Below are 24,905 nucleotides of genomic sequence, written 5' to 3'. Positions count from 1 at the left end.
GGTAACGACTCAGGTTTGCAAGCGAGTTCACAACTTGGGAATGGCAGACCTGTTGACAAAAGAGATATGGTTTCGAGAGATACTTAATGCTCGCAACCCCCCAGGGGCACACCACAGGAGTCCGCTGTGCACACCGTATTCTATGTATCCGATGGCACCGCCATCACCGCCGAGGTGTTCGGCCATGCCGTGTTGAGCCAGTTTCCGCTGGTCTTCGAACAGGTCACCATTCCCTTCGTGGAGACTCTGGAAAAGGCGCGCCAGGTGCGGGCTCGCATCGATGAGCAGTTTCGCCAGACCGGGGTGCGCCCCATTCTGTTTCACACCATAGTCGACCCCCTGGTACGGGAAGAGGTACTCAAGGCCCAGACTAGCAGTCACGATTTTCTCAATACCTTCGTGAGCCCCCTCGAGCAGGAGCTCGGGATCAAGGCCGAGCCCAGGCTGCACCGCACCCATGGTATGGAGAACCGCAAGCTCTACGACGATCGCATCGAGGCGGTGAACTTTGCCTTGAGCAACGATGATGGCATCACCACCAAGGAGTATGACGAGGCGGACATCATCCTCATTGGGGTCTCCCGCTGCGGCAAGACGCCGACCAGCCTCTATCTGGCGCTGCAGTTTGGCATTCGCGCCGCCAACTACCCTTTCATCGAGCAGGACATGGGTTCGCTGGTACTGCCAACCCCCCTCAAGGCCAACCGCCACAAACTGTTCGGCCTCACCATCGCTCCCCAGCGACTGCACGAGATCCGCAATCAGCGCCGCGCCAACAGTCGCTACTCCTCTCTTGAGCAGTGCGAACAGGAGCTGGCGAGCGTGGAGCGGCTGTTTCGCCAGGAGGCGATCCGCTTCCTCGACACCAGCTCCCACTCGGTGGAAGAGATCAGCGCCAAGATCCTGGAAGCAACCGGCCTTCGTCGCCAGCTCTGCTAGATAACATAAAAAAGGCAGGATAAACGCGCGTATCGACAGCCCAGTGGCAAGATAACGAAACAGAAAGACAGGGAGAAATGACGCCAGCGGGTCCGTCGGCGTCATGAGGCTCAGGGGCGAGGGCGGGAAGCTGGCTTGTTGAGCTCCCGATTGTTCATCAACATGCCATGAAAGCGCAGCAAACCATGGCGTTTGCGTACCCGTTCGCTCAACCAGCAGGCGGGAAGCAGGCCCAGCACGGCGGCGAGCGTCAGCACCATGGCGATGCTGTTCACCAGATAATCCGCCCCCTGCCATCCCCAGACCATGAGACAGGCCGCCGCCATGGTCAGCAACATGGGGGATAGCCAGACTCCCAGCCAGAGCGCTGCGAGCAGCAAGCCACCGACAATACCTTCGAACATATGAGTCCTTCCTTGAAAAACGGCTACTAGTGCATCAAATCCCCAGCAGGTCAATAACCCCAAGACCAACCGACTACAAAACCAGCAATCACTTCCAAAACCCCTTTCCAGATCATGAAAAACCTGAACATTGCCCACAAAGCAAACCAATGATGAGGAAAACAGGTGCACAAACGGTCGATTATCACTATTCTGCTCGGGTTGGTAGCCGCTACAAAAAACAGTGCGCGGCAAACCGTAACGATATTAATACGGATTTCGTCACGTTTTCGGCACAAGATGCCGCGCCTGGCACAGGAGGTGCCATGGCAGACGGGGCGCGAGACGAGTGAATTCAGCGACGTAAGGAAGGAAGAATGGATCTTCAACAAGACGGCGAAGAGCTGAAGCGCGGCCTGAAAAACCGCCACATCCAGCTCATCGCACTGGGCGGTGCCATCGGTACCGGCCTGTTCCTCGGCATTGCCGACACCATCAAGATGGCAGGCCCCTCGGTGCTGCTTGGCTATGCCATCGGCGGCTTCATCGCCTTCCTCATCATGCGCCAGCTCGGCGAGATGGTGGTGGAAGAGCCGGTGGCCGGTTCATTTAGCCACTTCGCCTACAAGTATTGGGGTGACTTCGCTGGCTTCGCCTCCGGCTGGAACTACTGGGTGCTCTATGTGCTGGTGAGCATGGCGGAGCTGACGGCGGTCGGCATCTACGTGCAGTATTGGTGGCCCGAGATCCCGACCTGGATGTCGGCGGCCTTCTTCTTCGTGCTGATCAACGCCATCAACCTCTCCAACGTCAAGGCGTTCGGCGAGATGGAGTTCTGGTTTGCCATCATCAAGGTCGTGGCTATCCTCGGCATGATAGGCTTCGGCGGTTACCTGCTGTTCTCCGGCACCGGCGGTCCCGAGGCCACGGTCAGCAACCTGTGGGCTCAGGGAGGCTTCTTCCCCAACGGCGTGGGCGGCCTGGTAATGGCCATGGCCTTCATCATGTTCTCCTTCGGCGGTCTGGAGCTGGTCGGCATCACGGCGGCGGAAGCGGATAATCCCGAGAAGAGCATTCCCAAGGCCACCAATCAGGTGATCTACCGCATCCTGATCTTCTACATTGGCGCCCTGACCGTGCTGCTCTCCCTCTACCCCTGGGGCAAGGTGGTCGAAGGCGGCAGTCCGTTCGTGATGATTTTCCATGCCCTGGACAGCAACCTGGTGGCCAACGTGCTGAACCTGGTGGTGCTGACTGCCGCGCTCTCCGTCTACAACAGCTGTGTCTACTGCAACAGCCGCATGCTGTTTGGCCTGGCCAAGCAGGGCAACGGCCCCAAGGCACTGCTCAAGACCAACAAGAGCGGTGTTCCCCTGACCGCCATCACCATCTCGGCAGCAGCCACCTTGCTGTGCGTGCTGATCAACTACCTGATCCCGGGCAAGGCTTTCGGCCTATTGATGTCGCTGGTGGTCTCCGCCCTGGTCATCAACTGGGCCATGATCAGCCTCGCCCACCTCAAGTTCCGCAAGGTCAAGGCTGCCGAAGGGGTGACTACCAAGTTCAAGGCACTGTGGAGTCCGTTTGGCAACTATCTCTGCCTCGCCTTCATGGCCGCCATTCTGGTGATCATGTACATGAACGATGGCACCCGCATCTCGGTCGAGCTGATCCCGGCCTGGGTACTGGTGCTGGGCCTGGGCTATCTGTTCAAGCAGAAGCGCCAAGAACGGATAGCCACCAATCTGGGCTAAGTCTCTCCGCTTCTCTTACGAAAATGCCGGTCACTGACCGGCATTTTTTTATGTGCTCCATCCCCCCGGCAACAGCGAAGCGGTCCATCACTCCCCTGCCTCTGGCATGCACAGCTGAGGGACGCCACCGGGCATTGCCATTTAACTTCCATGAGCAGGGACTCCATAACGACAAACCCGAGACAGGAGCCTCGGGTTTGGGGAGATCAGGATTAGTTTTGCAGTCCATCATTCCAGCAGGAAGACGGCTTCCACGTTATCTGTGATGCTGATCTGCTGCTGTTGGTAGCTATTCTCCGCCATGTCGGCGGCGGGTGCAGCGGCAGCCTTCATGGCACGGCTATATATCGGCATGGGAGAGCTGTTGCGGTACTCCACGCTGTACACCTTGCCAAGTTTCATGCCAAAGGCCTTGGCCAGAGATTCTGCCTTGCTGGTAGCGTCTGCCACCGCACCAAGACGCGCCTGCTCCTTGATGACCTGAGGCGACTTGAGGCCGTACTCAATCTGGGAGACAGATTCCAGGCCTGCCTTGAGGGCGGTGTCCATCAACTGGCTCAGCTTGTCGAGCTGGTAGAGTTTGACGGCCAACTGGCGCTGGGCTCGGTAACCCACCATCTCGGGCTGCTTGTTCTGCGGGTACTGGTATTCGGGGGAGATCACCAGATTGCCGGCCTCCACATCGCTGCGCTTGATGCCGAGGTTCTCCAGTTGACCAAAGAATGCGGCTACCTTGGTATCGACCTGCTGCTTGGCCTTGATACCCTGTTTTTCCAGCGCGGTGACGGCAACATTGAGCGTCAGCATATCGGGCTCGGCCTTCTGCTCCGCATAGCCACTGACTACCAGATGAGGGGCTTCGGGGACCTCGATGGCAAGCAGCGGAGCACTGATAACGAGCGCAGACAGGGTAAGAAGGGGACGCCACATAGAAAAAACCTCCGTCGATTAGATGGAGGCCATTATGCACGTCGTCGATTGGGATTCATATATCGTGCAATGGGGGGATCTGATCCAGCACCTGATTGGTCATGTCAATGTTGATGCTGATCTCGCCTGCCAGCGGGCTACCATGGCTCGCAAGCACGGGGGCTGGCCCCTGGGCACCCAGCAGCGAGTCTTCTTCGAAATGAAAGGAGTCCCACGACAGAACATGACCTTGGGATGGCAATACCGGGTCTGATGCCGTGACAACCGCCAGCGAGCTCCAGTCAAAGTCATCCCCATGACCAAGCAGATCCTGCAAGGAACTGTCGCTCAGACTCTGCAGTGAATACTCCTGTTGCCCCAGCTCGTGGCCAACCAGCACCACCATGTGGGGCAAGGGTGCGTCCTCTGCTGGCGTGAAGCTGATGCTCGATGCAGCGAAATCCACATTGAGCGCTCCCGCGACCTCACCATCCTCGCTCTCCAGATCCAGGGTGTTTATCTTGTTCCCCGTCATCGTGGCCTGATAGCCAAACCGGCCCGAACAGACGATGTTGTCCTGTCCGTCCCAGCTGTAGCGAATACCATCGATGTCGACCCAGTTGAATGGTTCCATATTTCCCTCACATCTTCGATCCTGCCTATCTTAACGCCCTTCATTCACAAGCAACAGAGGGCAGGCAAGCCTGCCCTCCATCTGCGTCATCAGGGGTGCGGATCTATCTTGAGGTTACCATCGTTAAGCAATTGCTCAATAATGGCCTGGTTTGTGGTGATGGTGCCACCATGGGTCAGATCCGGCCCCCCCTGGAACATAACCGTCAATTGCCCACCACCTGCAGTGCTGCCATTGGTATCGATAGTCAACTTGTTATTGACCGTATCAAACGTCAGATAGCTGTTGAGGGTACTGGCTAACTCACTATTGCTGGCACTGCCCGGCACATTGTCTAGTAATTGCGACAGATCCAGCACATCACCATTACTGCCCGAACCCAAGGTGAAGTCGGTTATCTTGTCCACACTGCCATCGGCCTCCCCTGCTAGCCACTTGAAGGTATCCTTGCCATCTCCTCCTGTCAGGATATCGTTGCCCAACCCGCCAATCAGTAAATTATCTGCTGCGTTGCCGATCAGAGTATCACTGCCAGATCCACCAATCGCACCTTCAATGGAGCTATATGTGTCTCCGTCTGCATCGCCCCCAGAACCGGTACCAGTAAGCAGATTGATGGTATGCGCAGCGCCGTCGTCGCTGTAATCCACCAAGTCATGTCCCCCACCACCGGAGATCACATCATCTTGTGAGCTGCCCGCGAGAACATCATCACCACCAGTGCCTGTCAGGGTATAACTCCCATCCCCCGATACGACGCCAATGTGGAGAGTCGAAGTGGCCGTTGTATCACCGTCTCCATCCGTTCCTTGAATGCCAAAAGACAGATCCTGATCAGCAGGCAAAATCCGTGTCGAGACAATTGCTTCCGTAAAACGCACACCTTGTCCTGATCCACTGATACCTGTAATAGTTACTACGTTGAAGCTGATCGAAGGATCAATCACCGTACTCGTACCACTCACCATCATGGTGCCCGTTTGGGTATATAGAGGATCGGACGGATCCAGGAGGGTGTTTACAGCAGTCCACTGTATGGTCAAAGAACCATTGATACTGTTATTGGTCAGCGTCAATTTATCGATCAACTTGGGATCGGATGTAGAAGGGTTGTCACCAGCCGCCCCCACATTATGAAACTCCATGGTGACACTCTCACCATTGCCCAGGAACTGGTTGTCGACACCAAAACCCTGGGTAGAAGAGTTCACACCATTACTGGTACCCGTAAACTCTATCCGCCCATCCGCCGTTTGTACCCATGGCTGCGGCCCTCCTGCCGTGAGATTCAACAACGAGAACGTCTCGTCACGGGCGACCTCCGAGTTGATCAGATTGAACTGATAATGCCCGTCAGCAAACACGGTCAAGGAGAACAAGCCACTCCCACTGGCGCTTGCCAACAAGGTGGTACTCAGCAAACTGCCATCCAGATTGTATGCACTGGATGAGCTATAACTCACACCAGTTATGGCTGGCCCAGTGATGTTGAAGGCAGACAGGCCATCGGCTCCCGGCTCTACATCAAAGAACCCCTTGAGGGATGTGAGTGGTTCATTTGCCATGAAACCTGACATAAAGCTGCCCAGCGTCGGCACGTCGTCCACGATGCGCACAATTAACTGGTCGCTGGCACTGGTGCCGCCCACCCCGTTCACCCCGATGGTGATGCTGTCGTCAAACCCGGTGCCCGTTGCACCCGCCTTGCTGTCGTTGTCGATGGTCCCGCTCAGGGTGTAGCTGTAACTCACCGTCCCGCCACTGGCCGTCCCCACGTAACTCAGCAGCGTCAGGACGCCCTCGCCCGTGTTGACGGTCTGACTGCCGTTGAACCCTTGCAGTTGCGCCAGGGTGTAGGTCGTTCCCCCTATCACCACATTCAAAATCCCGTCCGTGGCCGAGACCGTGAAGCTGCCGCTCACCGTCTCCGTGTTGGCCGCCGCATCGGACCCGTCCGGATTGAGGCCCGACTCGTACACCAGGTGGTCCGGCCCCGTCGCCGCTGCCGTCACCACGCTCGAGCTGTCATCCGCCCCCTTGATGTTGATGGTCAGCTTGGCAATGCTCTCATCCCCATCCGCATCCTTCATCGTGTACCAGACGTCGTAGCTCAGGTTCGAGCCCGCCGTCAGCGCCTGCGTGGCCGCCTTGCTGTTGTCCAGCACATAGGTCCAGGTGCCGGTGACCGGGTCCTGGGTAAAGGTACCGTAACTGTTCAGCGCGGCGACCGCCGCTCCGTTGTCATGCCCGCTCGCGCTCCACCCCACGAACACCGCCGGGGTGTCCGCCCCGCCAGCGTCGTTGCTCAGCACGTTGCCATTCAGGCTGCCCGCCACATCCTCGGTCAGGGTCCCCCCTGCGTCATTGGCAGCCGTCGGCACGTCGTCCACGATGCGCACAATTAACTGGTCGCTGGCACTGGTGCCGCCCACCCCGTTCACCCCGATGGTGATGCTGTCGTCAAACCCGGTGCCCGTTGCACCCGCCTTGCTGTCGTTGTCGATGGTCCCGCTCAGGGTGTAGCTGTAACTCACCGTCCCGCCACTGGCCGTCCCCACGTAACTCAGCAGCGTCAGGACGCCCTCGCCCGTGTTGACGGTCTGACTGCCGTTGAACCCTTGCAGTTGCGCCAGGGTGTAGGTCGTTCCCCCTATCACCACATTCAAAATCCCGTCCGTGGCCGAGACCGTGAAGCTGCCGCTCACCGTCTCCGTGTTGGCCGCCGCATCGGACCCGTCCGGATTGAGGCCCGACTCGTACACCAGGTGGTCCGGCCCCGTCGCCGCTGCCGTCACCACGCTCGAGCTGTCATCCGCCCCCTTGATGTTGATGGTCAGCTTGGCAATGCTCTCATCCCCATCCGCATCCTTCATCGTGTACCAGACGTCGTAGCTCAGGTTCGAGCCCGCCGTCAGCGCCTGCGTGGCCGCCTTGCTGTTGTCCAGCACATAGGTCCAGGTGCCGGTGACCGGGTCCTGGGTAAAGGTACCGTAACTGTTCAGCGCGGCGACCGCCGCTCCGTTGTCATGCCCGCTCGCGCTCCACCCCACGAACACCGCCGGGGTGTCCGCCCCGCCAGCGTCGTTGCTCAGCACGTTGCCATTCAGGCTGCCCGCCACATCCTCGGTCAGGGTCCCCCCTGCGTCATTGGCAGCCGTCGGCACGTCGTCCACGATGCGCACAATTAACTGGTCGCTGGCACTGGTGCCGCCCACCCCGTTCACCCCGATGGTGATGCTGTCGTCAAACCCGGTGCCCGTTGCACCCGCCTTGCTGTCGTTGTCGATGGTCCCGCTCAGGGTGTAGCTGTAACTCACCGTCCCGCCACTGGCCGTCCCCACGTAACTCAGCAGCGTCAGGACGCCCTCGCCCGTGTTGACGGTCTGACTGCCGTTGAACCCTTGCAGTTGCGCCAGGGTGTAGGTCGTTCCCCCTATCACCACATTCAAAATCCCGTCCGTGGCCGAGACCGTGAAGCTGCCGCTCACCGTCTCCGTGTTGGCCGCCGCATCGGACCCGTCCGGATTGAGGCCCGACTCGTACACCAGGTGGTCCGGCCCCGTCGCCGCTGCCGTCACCACGCTCGAGCTGTCATCCGCCCCCTTGATGTTGATGGTCAGCTTGGCAATGCTCTCATCCCCATCCGCATCCTTCATCGTGTACCAGACGTCGTAGCTCAGGTTCGAGCCCGCCGTCAGCGCCTGCGTGGCCGCCTTGCTGTTGTCCAGCACATAGGTCCAGGTGCCGGTGACCGGGTCCTGGGTAAAGGTACCGTAACTGTTCAGCGCGGCGACCGCCGCTCCGTTGTCATGCCCGCTCGCGCTCCACCCCACGAACACCGCCGGGGTGTCCGCCCCGCCAGCGTCGTTGCTCAGCACGTTGCCATTCAGGCTGCCCGCCACATCCTCGGTCAGGGTCCCCCCTGCGTCATTGGCAGCCGTCGGCACGTCGTCCACGATGCGCACAATTAACTGGTCGCTGGCACTGGTGCCGCCCACCCCGTTCACCCCGATGGTGATGCTGTCGTCAAACCCGGTGCCCGTTGCACCCGCCTTGCTGTCGTTGTCGATGGTCCCGCTCAGGGTGTAGCTGTAACTCACCGTCCCGCCACTGGCCGTCCCCACGTAACTCAGCAGCGTCAGGACGCCCTCGCCCGTGTTGACGGTCTGACTGCCGTTGAACCCTTGCAGTTGCGCCAGGGTGTAGGTCGTTCCCCCTATCACCACATTCAAAATCCCGTCCGTGGCCGAGACCGTGAAGCTGCCGCTCACCGTCTCCGTGTTGGCCGCCGCATCGGACCCGTCCGGATTGAGGCCCGACTCGTACACCAGGTGGTCCGGCCCCGTCGCCGCTGCCGTCACCACGCTCGAGCTGTCATCCGCCCCCTTGATGTTGATGGTCAGCTTGGCAATGCTCTCATCCCCATCCGCATCCTTCATCGTGTACCAGACGTCGTAGCTCAGGTTCGAGCCCGCCGTCAGCGCCTGCGTGGCCGCCTTGCTGTTGTCCAGCACATAGGTCCAGGTGCCGGTGACCGGGTCCTGGGTAAAGGTACCGTAACTGTTCAGCGCGGCGACCGCCGCTCCGTTGTCATGCCCGCTCGCGCTCCACCCCACGAACACCGCCGGGGTGTCCGCCCCGCCAGCGTCGTTGCTCAGCACGTTGCCATTCAGGCTGCCCGCCACATCCTCGGTCAGGGTCCCCCCTGCGTCATTGGCAGCCGTCGGCACGTCGTCCACGATGCGCACAATTAACTGGTCGCTGGCACTGGTGCCGCCCACCCCGTTCACCCCGATGGTGATGCTGTCGTCAAACCCGGTGCCCGTTGCACCCGCCTTGCTGTCGTTGTCGATGGTCCCGCTCAGGGTGTAGCTGTAACTCACCGTCCCGCCACTGGCCGTCCCCACGTAACTCAGCAGCGTCAGGACGCCCTCGCCCGTGTTGACGGTCTGACTGCCGTTGAACCCTTGCAGTTGCGCCAGGGTGTAGGTCGTTCCCCCTATCACCACATTCAAAATCCCGTCCGTGGCCGAGACCGTGAAGCTGCCGCTCACCGTCTCCGTGTTGGCCGCCGCATCGGACCCGTCCGGATTGAGGCCCGACTCGTACACCAGGTGGTCCGGCCCCGTCGCCGCTGCCGTCACCACGCTCGAGCTGTCATCCGCCCCCTTGATGTTGATGGTCAGCTTGGCAATGCTCTCATCCCCATCCGCATCCTTCATCGTGTACCAGACGTCGTAGCTCAGGTTCGAGCCCGCCGTCAGCGCCTGCGTGGCCGCCTTGCTGTTGTCCAGCACATAGGTCCAGGTGCCGGTGACCGGGTCCTGGGTAAAGGTACCGTAACTGTTCAGCGCGGCGACCGCCGCTCCGTTGTCATGCCCGCTCGCGCTCCACCCCACGAACACCGCCGGGGTGTCCGCCCCGCCAGCGTCGTTGCTCAGCACGTTGCCATTCAGGCTGCCCGCCACATCCTCGGTCAGGGTCCCCCCTGCGTCATTGGCAGCCGTCGGCACGTCGTCCACGATGCGCACAATTAACTGGTCGCTGGCACTGGTGCCGCCCACCCCGTTCACCCCGATGGTGATGCTGTCGTCAAACCCGGTGCCCGTTGCACCCGCCTTGCTGTCGTTGTCGATGGTCCCGCTCAGGGTGTAGCTGTAACTCACCGTCCCGCCACTGGCCGTCCCCACGTAACTCAGCAGCGTCAGGACGCCCTCGCCCGTGTTGACGGTCTGACTGCCGTTGAACCCTTGCAGTTGCGCCAGGGTGTAGGTCGTTCCCCCTATCACCACATTCAAAATCCCGTCCGTGGCCGAGACCGTGAAGCTGCCGCTCACCGTCTCCGTGTTGGCCGCCGCATCGGACCCGTCCGGATTGAGGCCCGACTCGTACACCAGGTGGTCCGGCCCCGTCGCCGCTGCCGTCACCACGCTCGAGCTGTCATCCGCCCCCTTGATGTTGATGGTCAGCTTGGCAATGCTCTCATCCCCATCCGCATCCTTCATCGTGTACCAGACGTCGTAGCTCAGGTTCGAGCCCGCCGTCAGCGCCTGCGTGGCCGCCTTGCTGTTGTCCAGCACATAGGTCCAGGTGCCGGTGACCGGGTCCTGGGTAAAGGTACCGTAACTGTTCAGCGCGGCGACCGCCGCTCCGTTGTCATGCCCGCTCGCGCTCCACCCCACGAACACCGCCGGGGTGTCCGCCCCGCCAGCGTCGTTGCTCAGCACGTTGCCATTCAGGCTGCCCGCCACATCCTCGGTCAGGGTCCCCCCTGCGTCATTGGCAGCCGTCGGCACGTCGTCCACGATGCGCACAATTAACTGGTCGCTGGCACTGGTGCCGCCCACCCCGTTCACCCCGATGGTGATGCTGTCGTCAAACCCGGTGCCCGTTGCACCCGCCTTGCTGTCGTTGTCGATGGTCCCGCTCAGGGTGTAGCTGTAACTCACCGTCCCGCCACTGGCCGTCCCCACGTAACTCAGCAGCGTCAGGACGCCCTCGCCCGTGTTGACGGTCTGACTGCCGTTGAACCCTTGCAGTTGCGCCAGGGTGTAGGTCGTTCCCCCTATCACCACATTCAAAATCCCGTCCGTGGCCGAGACCGTGAAGCTGCCGCTCACCGTCTCCGTGTTGGCCGCCGCATCGGACCCGTCCGGATTGAGGCCCGACTCGTACACCAGGTGGTCCGGCCCCGTCGCCGCTGCCGTCACCACGCTCGAGCTGTCATCCGCCCCCTTGATGTTGATGGTCAGCTTGGCAATGCTCTCATCCCCATCCGCATCCTTCATCGTGTACCAGACGTCGTAGCTCAGGTTCGAGCCCGCCGTCAGCGCCTGCGTGGCCGCCTTGCTGTTGTCCAGCACATAGGTCCAGGTGCCGGTGACCGGGTCCTGGGTAAAGGTACCGTAACTGTTCAGCGCGGCGACCGCCGCTCCGTTGTCATGCCCGCTCGCGCTCCACCCCACGAACACCGCCGGGGTGTCCGCCCCGCCAGCGTCGTTGCTCAGCACGTTGCCATTCAGGCTGCCCGCCACATCCTCGGTCAGGGTCCCCCCTGCGTCATTGGCAGCCGTCGGCACGTCGTCCACGATGCGCACAATTAACTGGTCGCTGGCACTGGTGCCGCCCACCCCGTTCACCCCGATGGTGATGCTGTCGTCAAACCCGGTGCCCGTTGCACCCGCCTTGCTGTCGTTGTCGATGGTCCCGCTCAGGGTGTAGCTGTAACTCACCGTCCCGCCACTGGCCGTCCCCACGTAACTCAGCAGCGTCAGGACGCCCTCGCCCGTGTTGACGGTCTGACTGCCGTTGAACCCTTGCAGTTGCGCCAGGGTGTAGGTCGTTCCCCCTATCACCACATTCAAAATCCCGTCCGTGGCCGAGACCGTGAAGCTGCCGCTCACCGTCTCCGTGTTGGCCGCCGCATCGGACCCGTCCGGATTGAGGCCCGACTCGTACACCAGGTGGTCCGGCCCCGTCGCCGCTGCCGTCACCACGCTCGAGCTGTCATCCGCCCCCTTGATGTTGATGGTCAGCTTGGCAATGCTCTCATCCCCATCCGCATCCTTCATCGTGTACCAGACGTCGTAGCTCAGGTTCGAGCCCGCCGTCAGCGCCTGCGTGGCCGCCTTGCTGTTGTCCAGCACATAGGTCCAGGTGCCGGTGACCGGGTCCTGGGTAAAGGTACCGTAACTGTTCAGCGCGGCGACCGCCGCTCCGTTGTCATGCCCGCTCGCGCTCCACCCCACGAACACCGCCGGGGTGTCCGCCCCGCCAGCGTCGTTGCTCAGCACGTTGCCATTCAGGCTGCCCGCCACATCCTCGGTCAGGGTCCCCCCTGCGTCATTGGCAGCCGTCGGCACGTCGTCCACGATGCGCACAATTAACTGGTCGCTGGCACTGGTGCCGCCCACCCCGTTCACCCCGATGGTGATGCTGTCGTCAAACCCGGTGCCCGTTGCACCCGCCTTGCTGTCGTTGTCGATGGTCCCGCTCAGGGTGTAGCTGTAACTCACCGTCCCGCCACTGGCCGTCCCCACGTAACTCAGCAGCGTCAGGACGCCCTCGCCCGTGTTGACGGTCTGACTGCCGTTGAACCCTTGCAGTTGCGCCAGGGTGTAGGTCGTTCCCCCTATCACCACATTCAAAATCCCGTCCGTGGCCGAGACCGTGAAGCTGCCGCTCACCGTCTCCGTGTTGGCCGCCGCATCGGACCCGTCCGGATTGAGGCCCGACTCGTACACCAGGTGGTCCGGCCCCGTCGCCGCTGCCGTCACCACGCTCGAGCTGTCATCCGCCCCCTTGATGTTGATGGTCAGCTTGGCAATGCTCTCATCCCCATCCGCATCCTTCATCGTGTACCAGACGTCGTAGCTCAGGTTCGAGCCCGCCGTCAGCGCCTGCGTGGCCGCCTTGCTGTTGTCCAGCACATAGGTCCAGGTGCCGGTGACCGGGTCCTGGGTAAAGGTACCGTAACTGTTCAGCGCGGCGACCGCCGCTCCGTTGTCATGCCCGCTCGCGCTCCACCCCACGAACACCGCCGGGGTGTCCGCCCCGCCAGCGTCGTTGCTCAGCACGTTGCCATTCAGGCTGCCCGCCACATCCTCGGTCAGGGTCCCCCCTGCGTCATTGGCAGCCGTCGGCACGTCGTCCACGATGCGCACAATTAACTGGTCGCTGGCACTGGTGCCGCCCACCCCGTTCACCCCGATGGTGATGCTGTCGTCAAACCCGGTGCCCGTTGCACCCGCCTTGCTGTCGTTGTCGATGGTCCCGCTCAGGGTGTAGCTGTAACTCACCGTCCCGCCACTGGCCGTCCCCACGTAACTCAGCAGCGTCAGGACGCCCTCGCCCGTGTTGACGGTCTGACTGCCGTTGAACCCTTGCAGTTGCGCCAGGGTGTAGGTCGTTCCCCCTATCACCACATTCAAAATCCCGTCCGTGGCCGAGACCGTGAAGCTGCCGCTCACCGTCTCCGTGTTGGCCGCCGCATCGGACCCGTCCGGATTGAGGCCCGACTCGTACACCAGGTGGTCCGGCCCCGTCGCCGCTGCCGTCACCACGCTCGAGCTGTCATCCGCCCCCTTGATGTTGATGGTCAGCTTGGCAATGCTCTCATCCCCATCCGCATCCTTCATCGTGTACCAGACGTCGTAGCTCAGGTTCGAGCCCGCCGTCAGCGCCTGCGTGGCCGCCTTGCTGTTGTCCAGCACATAGGTCCAGGTGCCGGTGACCGGGTCCTGGGTAAAGGTACCGTAACTGTTCAGCGCGGCGACCGCCGCTCCGTTGTCATGCCCGCTCGCGCTCCACCCCACGAACACCGCCGGGGTGTCCGCCCCGCCAGCGTCGTTGCTCAGCACGTTGCCATTCAGGCTGCCCGCCACATCCTCGGTCAGGGTCCCCCCTGCGTCATTGGCAGCCGTCGGCACGTCGTCCACGATGCGCACAATTAACTGGTCGCTGGCACTGGTGCCGCCCACCCCGTTCACCCCGATGGTGATGCTGTCGTCAAACCCGGTGCCCGTTGCACCCGCCTTGCTGTCGTTGTCGATGGTCCCGCTCAGGGTGTAGCTGTAACTCACCGTCCCGCCACTGGCCGTCCCCACGTAACTCAGCAGCGTCAGGACGCCCTCGCCCGTGTTGACGGTCTGACTGCCGTTGAACCCTTGCAGTTGCGCCAGGGTGTAGGTCGTTCCCCCTATCACCACATTCAAAATCCCGTCCGTGGCCGAGACCGTGAAGCTGCCGCTCACCGTCTCCGTGTTGGCCGCCGCATCGGACCCGTCCGGATTGAGGCCCGACTCGTACACCAGGTGGTCCGGCCCCGTCGCCGCTGCCGTCACCACGCTCGAGCTGTCATCCGCCCCCTTGATGTTGATGGTCAGCTTGGCAATGCTCTCATCCCCATCCGCATCCTTCATCGTGTACCAGACGTCGTAGCTCAGGTTCGAGCCCGCCGTCAGCGCCTGCGTGGCCGCCTTGCTGTTGTCCAGCACATAGGTCCAGGTGCCGGTGACCGGGTCCTGGGTAAAGGTACCGTAACTGTTCAGCGCGGCGACCGCCGCTCCGTTGTCATGCCCGCTCGCGCTCCACCCCACGAACACCGCCGGGGTGTCCGCCCCGCCAGCGTCGTTGCTCAGCACGTTGCCATTCAGGCTGCCCGCCACATCCTCGGTCAGGGTCCCCCCTGCGTCATTGGCAGCCGTCGGCACGTCGTCCACGATGCGCACAATTAACTGGTCGCTGGCACTGGTGCCGCCCACCCCGTTCACCCCGATGGTGATGCTGTCGTCAAACCCGGTGCCCGTTGCACCCGCCTTGCTGTCGTTGTCGATGGTCCCGCTCAGGGTGTAGCTGTAACTCACCGTCCCGCCACTGGCCGTCCCCACGTAACTCAGCAGCGTCAGGACGCCCTCGCCCGTGTTGACGGTCTGACTGCCGTTGAACCCTTGCAGTTGCGCCAGGGTGTAGGTCGTTCCCCCTATCACCACATTCAAAATCCCGTCCGTGGCCGAGACCGTGAAGCTGCCGCTCACCGTCTCCGTGTTGGCCGCCGCATCGGACCCGTCCGGATTGAGGCCCGACTCGTACACCAGGTGGTCCGGCCCCGTCGCCGCTGCCGTCACCACGCTCGAGCTGTCATCCGCCCCCTTGATGTTGATGGTCAGCTTGGCAATGCTCTCATCCCCATCCGCATCCTTCATCGTGTACCAGACGTCGTAGCTCAGGTTCGAGCCCGCCGTCAGCGCCTGCGTGGCCGCCTTGCTGTTGTCCAGCACATAGGTCCAGGCGCCGGTGACCGGGTCCTGGGTAAAGGTACCGTAACTGTTCAGCGCGGCGACCGCCGCTCCGTTGTCATGCCCGCTCGCGCTCCACCCCACGAACACCGCCGGGGTGTCGGCCCCGCCAGCGTCGTTGCTCAGCACGTTGCCATTCAGGCTGCCCGCCACATCCTCGGTCAGGGTCCCCCCTGCGTCATTGGCAGCCGTCGGCACATCGTCGAGTATCACCACATCCAGGCTGGCGCTGGTGCTGTCGCCATCGCTATCTGTCAGTACAACATTGAAACTCTCGGTCAGAGCCGTGTCATTGGCAGGCTGGTTGTGGGTCTCGTTATCGCTCAGGGTGTAGCTGTAAGTCACCGTGCCGGCGCCTGTCACCGGGTTGTAGCTGATACCTGTCACCAGCAACTGATTGCCCAGAGGGCTTGGGATCCCCTGCGGGAAACTGGTGATGACCTGGCCGTTACTGATCAGTACCACGCCACCCAGAGCCAGGCTCTGGATACCATCTGCCGCATTGAAGGTGAAGACACCACTCTTGGTCAGGTTCGCAGTATCCGGGCTGCTGCCATCTGCCAGTGCAGCTTCATTCAGGACAATCTCACCACCGTCTACTTGCAACCCTTCCAGGGAAACGGGTTCATCCACGGGAGTAATGGTAACCGTCAGTATGGAGACATCCGTATCGGCACCATCGGTCACAACGTAGTTGACCGGAGGCACTGATCCTGAGTAGTTCGGGGCCGGCGTAAAGGTATAGGAGCCATCGGCATTGATGATGAGGGTGCCTATCCCGTCCAATGAACTCTCGACACCAGCCGAAATACCGGTGTTGCTGCCCCAGCTATAAGAGACAATCGACGCATCAAGCGGGCCATCCGAGTTGCTGCTGTTGGTCAGCAGGTTGCCACTGATGGCTTGGTCTTCCAGGGTGACGGCAGACTCATCCAGATCATCAAGATCATTCTCGGGCAGGAGATCGTCTTCCTGAAGCACATTCTGCTCAGGCAAGGTGTCATAGCTGGTATCGAATCCGGCAGCGGCAATGGTTGCATCACCAATACGATCGATGACGACAAAGCCGCCGTTGCCGCTGGCTCCCGCGACCCCGCCGATGCCACCGCCGCCACCCGCTGCAGGTGCCCCGCCAGCTGCCGCAGCCTCAAAGTTTTGAGTCGGGTCGACCCCTTGCAAGATGGATTGTTGCAAGGCCGCAATTTCCGGCGACACCTCTGGCGAGCCAGCTTGACGATTGGCGACCGATGAGGAGGGTTGTCCATCGGCGGGAATATCCGGGCCAGCAGGGGCTGCATCGGCCGGAGCCGGGCTGTCATCGTAGGGTGCCAACATCAATTTGGCATCGTCGGCAATATTGAGTCTGGCTCCCGGCTGCAATATCTCGCCAGGCTGGAGAGGACGGCTGCTGCCATCGGCAAGCAGGATCTGAACATTGCCTTCTACGGAAGAGACGACGACGGTTTTGTCGATGATTTGGGTGCGCATATCCATTGCTCCAGGGTGACAGATCTTGATGCCTACACTCTAGATGCGCGTCCATCAGGCTTCAGTTGCAAAAATGTACAACATTGAATCTGTTTGCCTTCATCCGATGCAGCGAATCGAATGAATTTTTTTTACACAGGTAAATCAATAAACTAACAACACATTATTCAGACCTTCTGCATACTCATCGAACAAAAGCTCCTCCGTATATTCTAAATAGATATAAAAAAGGGCCCTTATTGGGGCCCTTTTCAGTATAGGGGGTATGACTCACGGCAGTGGGAATGCCGGATGAACGAAACCCTGATAACCGTCTATGTGCAGACGGGCCAGCATCTCAACCTGCTGTTGATCCTCCACTCGGGTGGCAATGGTCGTTACACCCGCATTGTGGGCCGCCCTGCAGACCGCGGCCAGGAAGGACGTATCCGCTCCCGGCTCCATGATCTGGCTGGTATAGCCATGATCAACCTTGACGTAGGCAGGGGCCAGCTCCTCCAGATACCCAAGGGACTGGAAGTGGCGACCATAGTGATCGACCCCCCACAGGAAGCCATGCTCTTGCAGCACATCGACCAGGTTGGTCACATGCTGCTTGTGTTTCATGATGGCGGCCTCTGGGATCTCGAACAGCAGTTTATCCTTCAACTCGCCGTTCACGGCCAGATAGCCTCTCAGCCAGGTCAGGAACTCATCCGAGCAGAGTGATCCTGCGGTGATATTGACCGCCAATACCAGCTCGGATTGCTGCTTGAACAAGGGCAAGCAGGCCTCCAGTATGGTCTTGTCAAACTCGGCGCCCATCTGGAACTGCTCGATGGCAGGCAAGAACTGGCCAGCGAAGTAGTCGCTGCCATCTCGCGAGATGGCAGCGAACAGCTCGGCATGCAAGCGTGTGCCATCATCGAAGCGACAAGCAGGCTGTGCCTTGAAGCGCCACAGGTTTCTGGCCATTGCATCCTGCACCAGATCACGCCAGGCGAGACGTCCCATCAAACCTTGATCCGCGCCCCCTTCCATGACGACGGCACCCCGTCGCTCGTTGCGGGCCTTGCCCAGCGCATTGTCCGCCTTGGTCAGCAGGGCAGAGAGATCATCATTGCCATCACGACCGGCGATCCCGACCACGGAGAGTGCACCGCTCTCACCCATGGGATTCACCACCAGATCGGCGATACGGCTATTGATCAGCTCCGCCAGCTCCTTGAGTTGTGACAGATCATCGGTAGGGCATAGCAAGGCGTATTCGGTAGCCGAAATCCGGGCCAGCGCCGCACCATCCCAGCCATCCAGCAACTCTCTGAGCACCTGGGCGATGGATTTGACCATGTTGTCCCTCGCGGCAAACCCTTCTTCACGATAGAGATCGTCCAGCATGTCGACGGCCACCAACATGACCCCCCCCTGTCCCGCCTCGGCGATCCAGGCATTGACCTGCCCCACGAAGTAGGAACGGTTGCCAAGCCCGGAGACTGCATCCACATAGACGCGGGCACGCAGATTCTCGGCTTCATCAGCCTGCTCCTTGAACTGCACCGCCAGCTTGCTCGAGAGGGTATTGATGGCCTGCACCACCTGTTTCAACTCGCGACTCTTGGGCTCGGGAATGGTGTGCCCGAAATGGTGAAGCTCTATCTCGACCGCCTGATCGCAAATGAGCTTGAGCGGTTTGAGCAGGTAGTTGAGTGCCCGCATCAGCAGTATGGTGGTGATCAGGAAGCCCACAAGGAACCAGGTCGCCAGCTCGCTCATCCCCTTCCAGAGCTCGTAGTAGGCCTGTCCCGGATGGCCCACGATCTTCAGCTTGCCCAGTTGCAACCAGCCCGACGTCAGAATGGATTCGTTGGATACCTCAGGGAAGAGGCCCAGCCCGATGAACCACTGCGGCACCCCTTGAATGTTGCTGCTGTTCTCGAGTTCGATGACATCCTTGGAAGCCAGCAGATCCAGGCGAACCAACCGATAGTAGCCACCGTCGAACACGGCCTTCATGACGGATTCGGCACTCACCTTGTCCCCGTTCTCCAGATAAGGTGTCAACGCCAGACCCAGGGCAGTGGAGGTGTTGATGACGGTAGTTTCCTGCTGCTGCGCCAGATAGTTGCGAGTCGAATTGAACTGTACCCAATAGGTGGCAGCAAACAGCAATCCGAACAGTAACAGCATGGTTGCCAATAGTTGTCTGTAGAGCGTCATAGGTTAATCATCCAAATTCACCACAGGCCGAGCCAATCGCCCTGAAGTCATGCGATTGCGTAAGTCAGTCCATAATCCCAAGCGGGATGAGTGCCCGGCCAGTTCCCCTTGACTACGCGCCTTCATCAACCACAAGTGACTACCGTTAAAGCTGTAAATTGGCATCAGATCCGCCCGCTGATTGGCCGGGCGAATGGCGCCGACAATATTGTCCAGAATGAGAGGGACTGATGCGGGCGTTTCATAATAGGCAACAACCATATGAAACTGGTTATAATCCAATGCCTTGACATATACCATCCGCATTTTTTCATCCGGAATGCCAAGTTCCAGCAGCGTAAAGTACTTGGAAATGCTGAAGTCTTCACAATCTCCACCAGCCGCCCCCAAAAACTCCAGCGGGGTCGCCCAATAATCCTTCTTGTGCCACAGCTTGATGTCATCGATAAATTGCATCTGATTGAAAAACTGGTTCACCTTCTCCAGCTTCTGCCGCTCTGCCAGACCCGCAGTCCGGCTCTGAAGGGCCAGAGTGCGCCAGCTGGTGACTCGCTTGCCTGCACGAGGGCCATACGTCTCCTCCGCCCGCTTGACCAGCGTCAGATCTTCTGGTGACAAAGGCTGGCTGGCGCTGAGCAGCAGAGGGATCGACAACAGAACCAGCCACAGCAGGTGGAGCCGCCAACGTTGCACGGGGCGGATGGACCATGCTGGCCAAAAGAGCCTGAAGCTCCCAGCCTTGTACCACGATGTCACATGTTTCCCCTGCGGCATTCCATCGCAATCTTCAGTTGAAAACCAGATTCATAAAAGAATGACTGCAGCAAGCTGCAGCCATTTTTTCTGACTGAGATGGCATCAGCACGATAACCATCAGTTGTTGTTGGCCTGCCACTCGGCGGGCGGCTGGACATTCATGGCATTGAGCAGTCCCCCGGTGGCATTGAGGATACGGTAATCCGCTAACAGGGAATCATACTCGGCCGTGATGTAGCTACGACGGGCCTCGAACAGTTCGTTTTCCGTGTTCAGCACGTCCAGCAAGGTCCGTTGTCCCAGACCAAACTGCTTCTTGTACGCCTGTACGGTGTCGTAGCTGGCGTCCACGTGCTCTTTCAGGAAGACCTTCTGCTTGGCCAGCGACTCCTTGGCATTCCAAGCGAGGCGGGTTCCCTCTTCCACCTGACGGAAGGCGTTCAGGTGAATATCTTTTGCCTGGGAATAGAGTGCCGAGGTGGCCTTGCTTTCTGCCAGATCGGAACCACCACGGAACAGGTTGTAACGCATCCGGACCATGGCGGTGAGATCGTCGTTACGCCCCTTGACCGCATCGATATCCTCGTTCCAGTTCTGATCCACCTCGAAGGCCACGTTCGGGTAGAACCCGGACTTGGAGCCTTCATGCTGATACTTGGCTTCTTCGATGTCTTGCAGAGAGGACAACAGGGTCGGGTGCACCTCTGTAGCCGTCTTCAGTGCATCCTCCAGGGTGGCGGGGAGCAACTGGCTGTTGGGGGCCGGTAGCACCAGATCCTTGGGCACTTCGTTCACGACACGGATGAACTCGCTCTCGGCATCCCGGTAGTTGTTCTCTGCCGCAGCCTGGTTGGAGTAGGCCCGCGCAACACGCCCATCGATCTGGGTCTGATCCGCCGTCGAACCAAGACCGGAATCGGTCCGTTTCTGGATGTCGCTACGGATCTGCTCGTGGGTTTCGAGGTTCTGCTTGGACAGTTCCAGGATCTCCTGCTGACGCAGCATGTTGAGGTACACCTCGGCCACACGCAGCGCCGTGTTCTCCGCCTCGGAAATCATGGCAAGACGCTGGGCCTGGGCGGCGGCATCGGTCCGTGCCACGTTGCTGCTGACATCGAAACCGTCAAACAGCATCTGGCGCAGGCTGATCCCGGCCTCCTTTCGGGTCATGGAATCATCGATCGTCTGCGAGTTGGCGCCCGCCGCACGGGTCGAGGGGCTGTCGGTCTTCTCGTAACCAACGCCGCCACGTAGATCGATGGTGGGATAGTAGCCGCCCTTGGCTCCATCATGCTGATACAGTCGTGCCTGATAGAGATCAAAAGCTTCCTTGATTTTCGGATGGGTAGCCAGTGACTGTGCCACTGACTGTTCCAGTGTTTGTGCCTGGCTCAGGCCCGGGAACAGTATGGTGCCACTAACCAGCATGGCAACAATCGTCTTCTTCATGGTATCTCCAGTCATGTTGTTTTTAGATTGTTGGCTTATCGTTCTCTCAGTGCCGACTGCTTAGCCCTCAAGATGGGTTTCAGCAAGTAGTCTAGGACACTCTTTTTACCAGTAATAATATCTGCACTGGCTAACATACCGGGGATGATGGGAAGTGCGTTAAGCTCATCGCCCAGATAACTCTTCTCGGTACGCACCCGAACCAGATAGAAGGAGTTGCCCTCCTCATCCTGGATCGAGTCGGCGCTTATCTGCTCAACCTTGCCATGTAAACCTCCATAAACAGTGAAATCATAAGCGGTTATCTTGACCACGGCCTCCAGTCCGGGTCGCAGGAACGCGATGTCCTTGGGTGATACTTTGGCTTCCACCAGCAAGGTATCCTCCAGCGGCACTATCTCCATCAGATCCATGCCCGGCTGAACAACCCCGCCCAGAGTATTGATCTTGAGCTTCTTGATGGTGCCCTTGAGAGGCGCAATCACGCTGGTGCGATCGACCCTGTCTCGCAGACCGACCTGGCCCTCTGACAACTGGCTCAGCTTGCCCTGGCGTTCATTGAGCTCGGTCTGGGAGTCCGCTCTGAACTTCAAGGCGATATCATTGCGTTTGGAGATGGTTTCCCGCAGCACGGAGTTGAGTTTGGGGATGAGCAACCGGTTGGCTTCCAGCTCTCCCTGCATCTCGTTGACCTGCCGTTCCAGTTTGATTAGCTCCACTTGGGGAACTATACCCTCTTTTGCGAGAGGCCGACTGATGTTCAGCTCCTGACGGGCCAAATCCACGCTGCGGCTCACTGTCCTGATCTTGGCATTGAGCTCTATGGTCTCCTGCTCCTTCTGCTCGATCTGCTGACCGAGAATGTAGAGCTGGTTGTTCAAATTGTTGAGCCTCTCGTCCTGTACCGACTTTTCACGGGCCACGTATTCCGCAAAGACATTCTCAAATCCTTCGGGGAAGACGATGGGCTGCTTGTCGATGACCACCTGCTCACGCCAGCCGAGGTTGGGTTCTCGCTTTACCACCACACTGCGGATCTCGGCACGCAGGCGGGCGATGTCGCCCTTGAGGATCACCAGCTCCTGTTCACGCTCGCGAAAGTCCGACTTGAAGCGGGTATCGTCGATGCGCAGCAGAGGCTGCCCCTTTTCGACTATGTCCCCCTCCTTGACGAAGATCTCTTTGACGATCCCCCCTTCCAGGTTCTGGATAACCTGCAACTGGCGAGATGGGATCACCTTGCCCTGGCCGATGGTGACTTCGTCAAGCTCGGCCCAGGCTGCCCAGACGATGGCGCTCATGAAAAACAGGAAACAGGCCCAGAGCAGCACCCTGGCGCGGGTTGGTGTGCTCAGCAAGACGGCGGCAGCACCATCATCGACATACTCGAGGTGCTCGGGAGCGGGCAACACCTTGTCTGATGCCGTTCTCTTGAACCAGTTGTTAGCCATTGGCCGTCTCCTGCACCCGCACCTTGCCTTCCTTCAGTTGTTGCAGCACCGCCTCTTTGGGGCCGTCAGCCACTATCTTCCCCTGTTCCACGACGATGACCCGGGAGGCCACATCCAGCATGGAGGTCTTGTGAGTGATGAGGATCAGGGTGGTTTCGGGCCCCAGCCTTGCCAGCTCCTGCTTCACATGCATCTCTGACTGGTTGTCCATGTTGGACGTGGGCTCATCCATCACCAGAATGGGCGGATCGTTGAGCAGGGCACGGGCCAGTAAAATGGCCTGACGCTGACCACCGGAGAGCTGGCGCCCACCCTCGCCTATCTGCCTGTCCAGCCCATTGGGATCCCGATTGGTAAAGTTGGTGACACCGGCCCGCTTGGCGGCGCGAACGACCCGGGCATCGTCTACCAGCGGGTTGCCCAGCATGATGTTGTCTCGCACCGAGCCAAAGAACAGGGTCACATCCTGCGGCACACAGCCGATATTGCGGCGAATGGCGGCCGGCGGCAGTTGATCCAGCTCGAAGCCATCAAGGCGCACCAGACCATCAGTGGGTCGGTAGAGTCCCATCAACAGCTTCTCCAGGGTGGTCTTGCCCGCCCCTATCCGTCCTATGATGGCGACTTTCTCCCCCGGCTCGATACGCAGGTTGATGTTGTGCAGGGTGCTGCTTTCCATGCCCGGGTACTTGAAAGAGACGTTCTCGAACTCGATACGCCCCTGGATGACAGGATGGTGGATGTACTGCCTGCCCTCCTCCTGCTCGCCCGGCGTCATCATGATCTTCTCCAGGATCTCCAAGGCAGACTTGGCCTGGTTGTAGCGGGTCGACAGCACGGAGAGCTGCACCATGGGTGCGATGGCGCGGCTGGACAGCATGACTGCAGCAATCATGCCTCCCATGGTCACCAGCCCTTCAGAAATCTGGTAGACCCCGACAATGACCAGTCCTACGGTCACCACCTGCTGGATATAACTCGCCAGAGAGGACATGGAGTTGGTGATGCGTCGTGTTTGCACACCCCAGGTCGAAATGTGGGACACCGCCTGCTCCCAACGATGCTGGAACATGCTCTCTGCGCCGAAAATCTTGACGGTCTCAAGGCCGGATATGCTTTCGATCAGGTTGGCGTTCTTCTGAGAGGCCAGGCGAGAGCCCTCCTCGATGGACTGCTTGAGGGGTGCCTGGATGTAGAAGCTGTAGGCCACCAGGATCAGCATGGCGACGATGGGCACCACCACCATGACACCGGCAAACAGCCAGATGATGAAGAGGAAGAAGACCGCGAACGGCAGATCAATCAGGGTCGATACGGTGGCGGAGGTGAAGAACTCCCGCACCGATTCAAACTCCTGCAGATGCTTGGCAAACGCCCCCGTCGAGGCCGGGCGGGACTCCATCTTCATCCCCATGACCTTGGCAAAGATCTTGGCCGACAGCAGCACGTCCGATTTCTTGCCGGCAATATCGATGAAGTAGCTGCGCAACTGGCGCATCACGAAATCGAAGGTGAACACTACCATGGCCCCCACCGCCAGCACCCAGAGGGAGTCGAATGCCAGGTTGGGGACTATCTTGTCGTAGACATTCATGGTGAACAGGGGGCTGGCCACCGCAAAGAGGTTGATGAGGATGGAGGCAATCAGCACATCGCGATAAATGCCGCGGGATTCAAACAACGTGCTCCAGAACCAGTGACCATCCCGGGTCTCCAGTACCTTGGGGGAGCGCTCATCGAACTTGAACTGCTTCTTGACGAAGAACAGCCGGCCATTGTATTCGTCGCCCAGTTGGGCGGTGCTGACCCACTGCGCCGCGTCACCGGCCTGGGGGAAGATGACCTTGGCCTGGCTCCTGTCCTTGCTCCATTCCAACAGGATGCAGGCGCCGCCATGGCGCGTCTGCAAGACGCAGGGCAACAGCAGGGGGGATATCTGTTCGAGTGGCTGGATGACCTCACGGGCGGACAGACCGCCACGTTCGGCAGCGCGGCTGAAGAGTGCCGTGCTCAGACGGCCCGAGACCAGTGGCAAACCCGTTGTGAGGGCATCCTGGCTATTGGGCACACCATAAAAACGGGTCAAAAAGACCAGGCACTCCAGTAGCTCATCTATATGGCTGGTTTCTGCTTGCATAGCATCCTGTCAA

11 protein-coding genes are annotated in these 24,905 nt (G+C 59.9%); 2 read left to right on the top strand and 9 right to left on the bottom strand.

All coding sequences use genetic code 11. From position 1 onward, the window contains the following. Positions 1 to 126: 126 nt before the first annotated feature. Positions 127 to 939 carry a posphoenolpyruvate synthetase regulatory kinase/phosphorylase PpsR gene (ppsR, locus tag KI797_RS07795; RefSeq protein ID WP_139751838.1) on the top strand — a complete coding sequence of 271 codons (813 nt, stop codon included), beginning with the start codon at positions 127 to 129 and terminating at the stop codon, positions 937 to 939. 110 nt (positions 940 to 1,049) lie between these two features. Here the strand turns inward: ppsR and KI797_RS07790 are convergent, their stop codons facing one another. Continuing rightward, complete coding sequence (locus tag KI797_RS07790; protein ID WP_226172411.1) at positions 1,050 to 1,343, bottom strand: hypothetical protein; 294 nt, start codon at positions 1,341 to 1,343, stop codon at positions 1,050 to 1,052. Positions 1,344 to 1,699: 356 nt separating this feature from the next. Here KI797_RS07790 and KI797_RS07785 point away from each other — a divergent pair, with 356 nt between their 5' ends. Then, entirely contained in the window at positions 1,700 to 3,076 is a 1,377-nt protein-coding gene (locus tag KI797_RS07785; protein ID WP_005332864.1) for an amino acid permease, read from the top strand. Positions 3,077 to 3,304: 228 nt separating this feature from the next. Here the strand turns inward: KI797_RS07785 and KI797_RS07780 are convergent, their stop codons facing one another. From KI797_RS07780 to KI797_RS07745, 8 genes are all read right to left on the bottom strand, one after another. Then, positions 3,305 to 4,006 (bottom strand): SIMPL domain-containing protein, encoded by a 702-nt coding sequence (locus KI797_RS07780; RefSeq protein WP_005332865.1) that lies wholly within the window; start codon positions 4,004 to 4,006, stop codon positions 3,305 to 3,307. A gap of 55 nt (positions 4,007 to 4,061) precedes the next feature. Next, on the bottom strand, positions 4,062 to 4,619 hold the full coding sequence (locus tag KI797_RS07775; protein ID WP_226172408.1) for a hypothetical protein: 558 nt from the start codon (positions 4,617 to 4,619) through the stop codon (positions 4,062 to 4,064). Between the two features lie 89 nt (positions 4,620 to 4,708). Beyond that, on the bottom strand, positions 4,709 to 16,903 hold the full coding sequence (locus tag KI797_RS07770) for a retention module-containing protein (RefSeq protein ID WP_226172405.1): 12,195 nt from the start codon (positions 16,901 to 16,903) through the stop codon (positions 4,709 to 4,711). 270 nt (positions 16,904 to 17,173) lie between these two features. Continuing rightward, complete coding sequence (locus KI797_RS07765; RefSeq protein WP_226172402.1) at positions 17,174 to 19,099, bottom strand: EAL domain-containing protein; 1,926 nt, start codon at positions 19,097 to 19,099, stop codon at positions 17,174 to 17,176. Positions 19,100 to 19,102: 3 nt separating this feature from the next. Further along, positions 19,103 to 19,873, bottom strand: a complete 771-nt coding sequence (locus tag KI797_RS07760) for a transglutaminase-like cysteine peptidase (protein WP_404801076.1) — start codon at positions 19,871 to 19,873, stop codon at positions 19,103 to 19,105. A gap of 99 nt (positions 19,874 to 19,972) precedes the next feature. Then, a complete protein-coding gene (locus KI797_RS07755) occupies positions 19,973 to 21,304 on the bottom strand; it encodes a TolC family outer membrane protein (protein WP_005328118.1) in 1,332 nt (443 codons plus the stop codon). 35 nt (positions 21,305 to 21,339) lie between these two features. Further along, the gene (locus KI797_RS07750; RefSeq protein WP_041205981.1) at positions 21,340 to 22,755 is read right to left on the bottom strand and encodes an HlyD family type I secretion periplasmic adaptor subunit; all 1,416 of its coding nucleotides are present in this window, start codon (positions 22,753 to 22,755) and stop codon (positions 21,340 to 21,342) included. Further along, a complete protein-coding gene (locus KI797_RS07745) occupies positions 22,748 to 24,892 on the bottom strand; it encodes a type I secretion system permease/ATPase (protein WP_218409100.1) in 2,145 nt (714 codons plus the stop codon). The genes KI797_RS07750 and KI797_RS07745 overlap by 8 nt, the downstream gene beginning before the upstream one ends. Positions 24,893 to 24,905: the final 13 nt, after the last annotated feature.

The organism is Aeromonas media (assembly GCF_020423125.1).
GTDB classification, from domain to species: Bacteria; Pseudomonadota; Gammaproteobacteria; order Enterobacterales; family Aeromonadaceae; genus Aeromonas; species Aeromonas media.
The sequence above is the reverse complement of the archived record's forward strand: the minus strand, read 5'-3'. Positions and strand labels throughout refer to the sequence as shown.

Bases quoted from the DNA above. Each gene is read 5' to 3' on its own strand.
- KI797_RS07790 (WP_226172411.1), bottom strand. From the start codon at position 1,343: ATGTTCGAAGGTATTGTCGGTGGCTTGCTGCTCGCAGCGCTCTGGCTG.
- KI797_RS07785 (WP_005332864.1), top strand. From the start codon at position 1,700: ATGGATCTTCAACAAGACGGCGAAGAGCTGAAGCGCGGCCTGAAAAAC.
- KI797_RS07780 (WP_005332865.1), bottom strand. From the start codon at position 4,006: ATGTGGCGTCCCCTTCTTACCCTGTCTGCGCTCGTTATCAGTGCTCCG.
- KI797_RS07775 (WP_226172408.1), bottom strand. From the start codon at position 4,619: ATGGAACCATTCAACTGGGTCGACATCGATGGTATTCGCTACAGCTGG.
- KI797_RS07770 (WP_226172405.1), bottom strand. From the start codon at position 16,903: ATGCGCACCCAAATCATCGACAAAACCGTCGTCGTCTCTTCCGTAGAA.
- KI797_RS07765 (WP_226172402.1), bottom strand. From the start codon at position 19,099: ATGACGCTCTACAGACAACTATTGGCAACCATGCTGTTACTGTTCGGA.
- KI797_RS07760 (WP_404801076.1), bottom strand. From the start codon at position 19,873: ATGCCGCAGGGGAAACATGTGACATCGTGGTACAAGGCTGGGAGCTTC.
- KI797_RS07755 (WP_005328118.1), bottom strand. From the start codon at position 21,304: ATGAAGAAGACGATTGTTGCCATGCTGGTTAGTGGCACCATACTGTTC.
- KI797_RS07750 (WP_041205981.1), bottom strand. From the start codon at position 22,755: ATGGCTAACAACTGGTTCAAGAGAACGGCATCAGACAAGGTGTTGCCC.
- KI797_RS07745 (WP_218409100.1), bottom strand. From the start codon at position 24,892: ATGCAAGCAGAAACCAGCCATATAGATGAGCTACTGGAGTGCCTGGTC.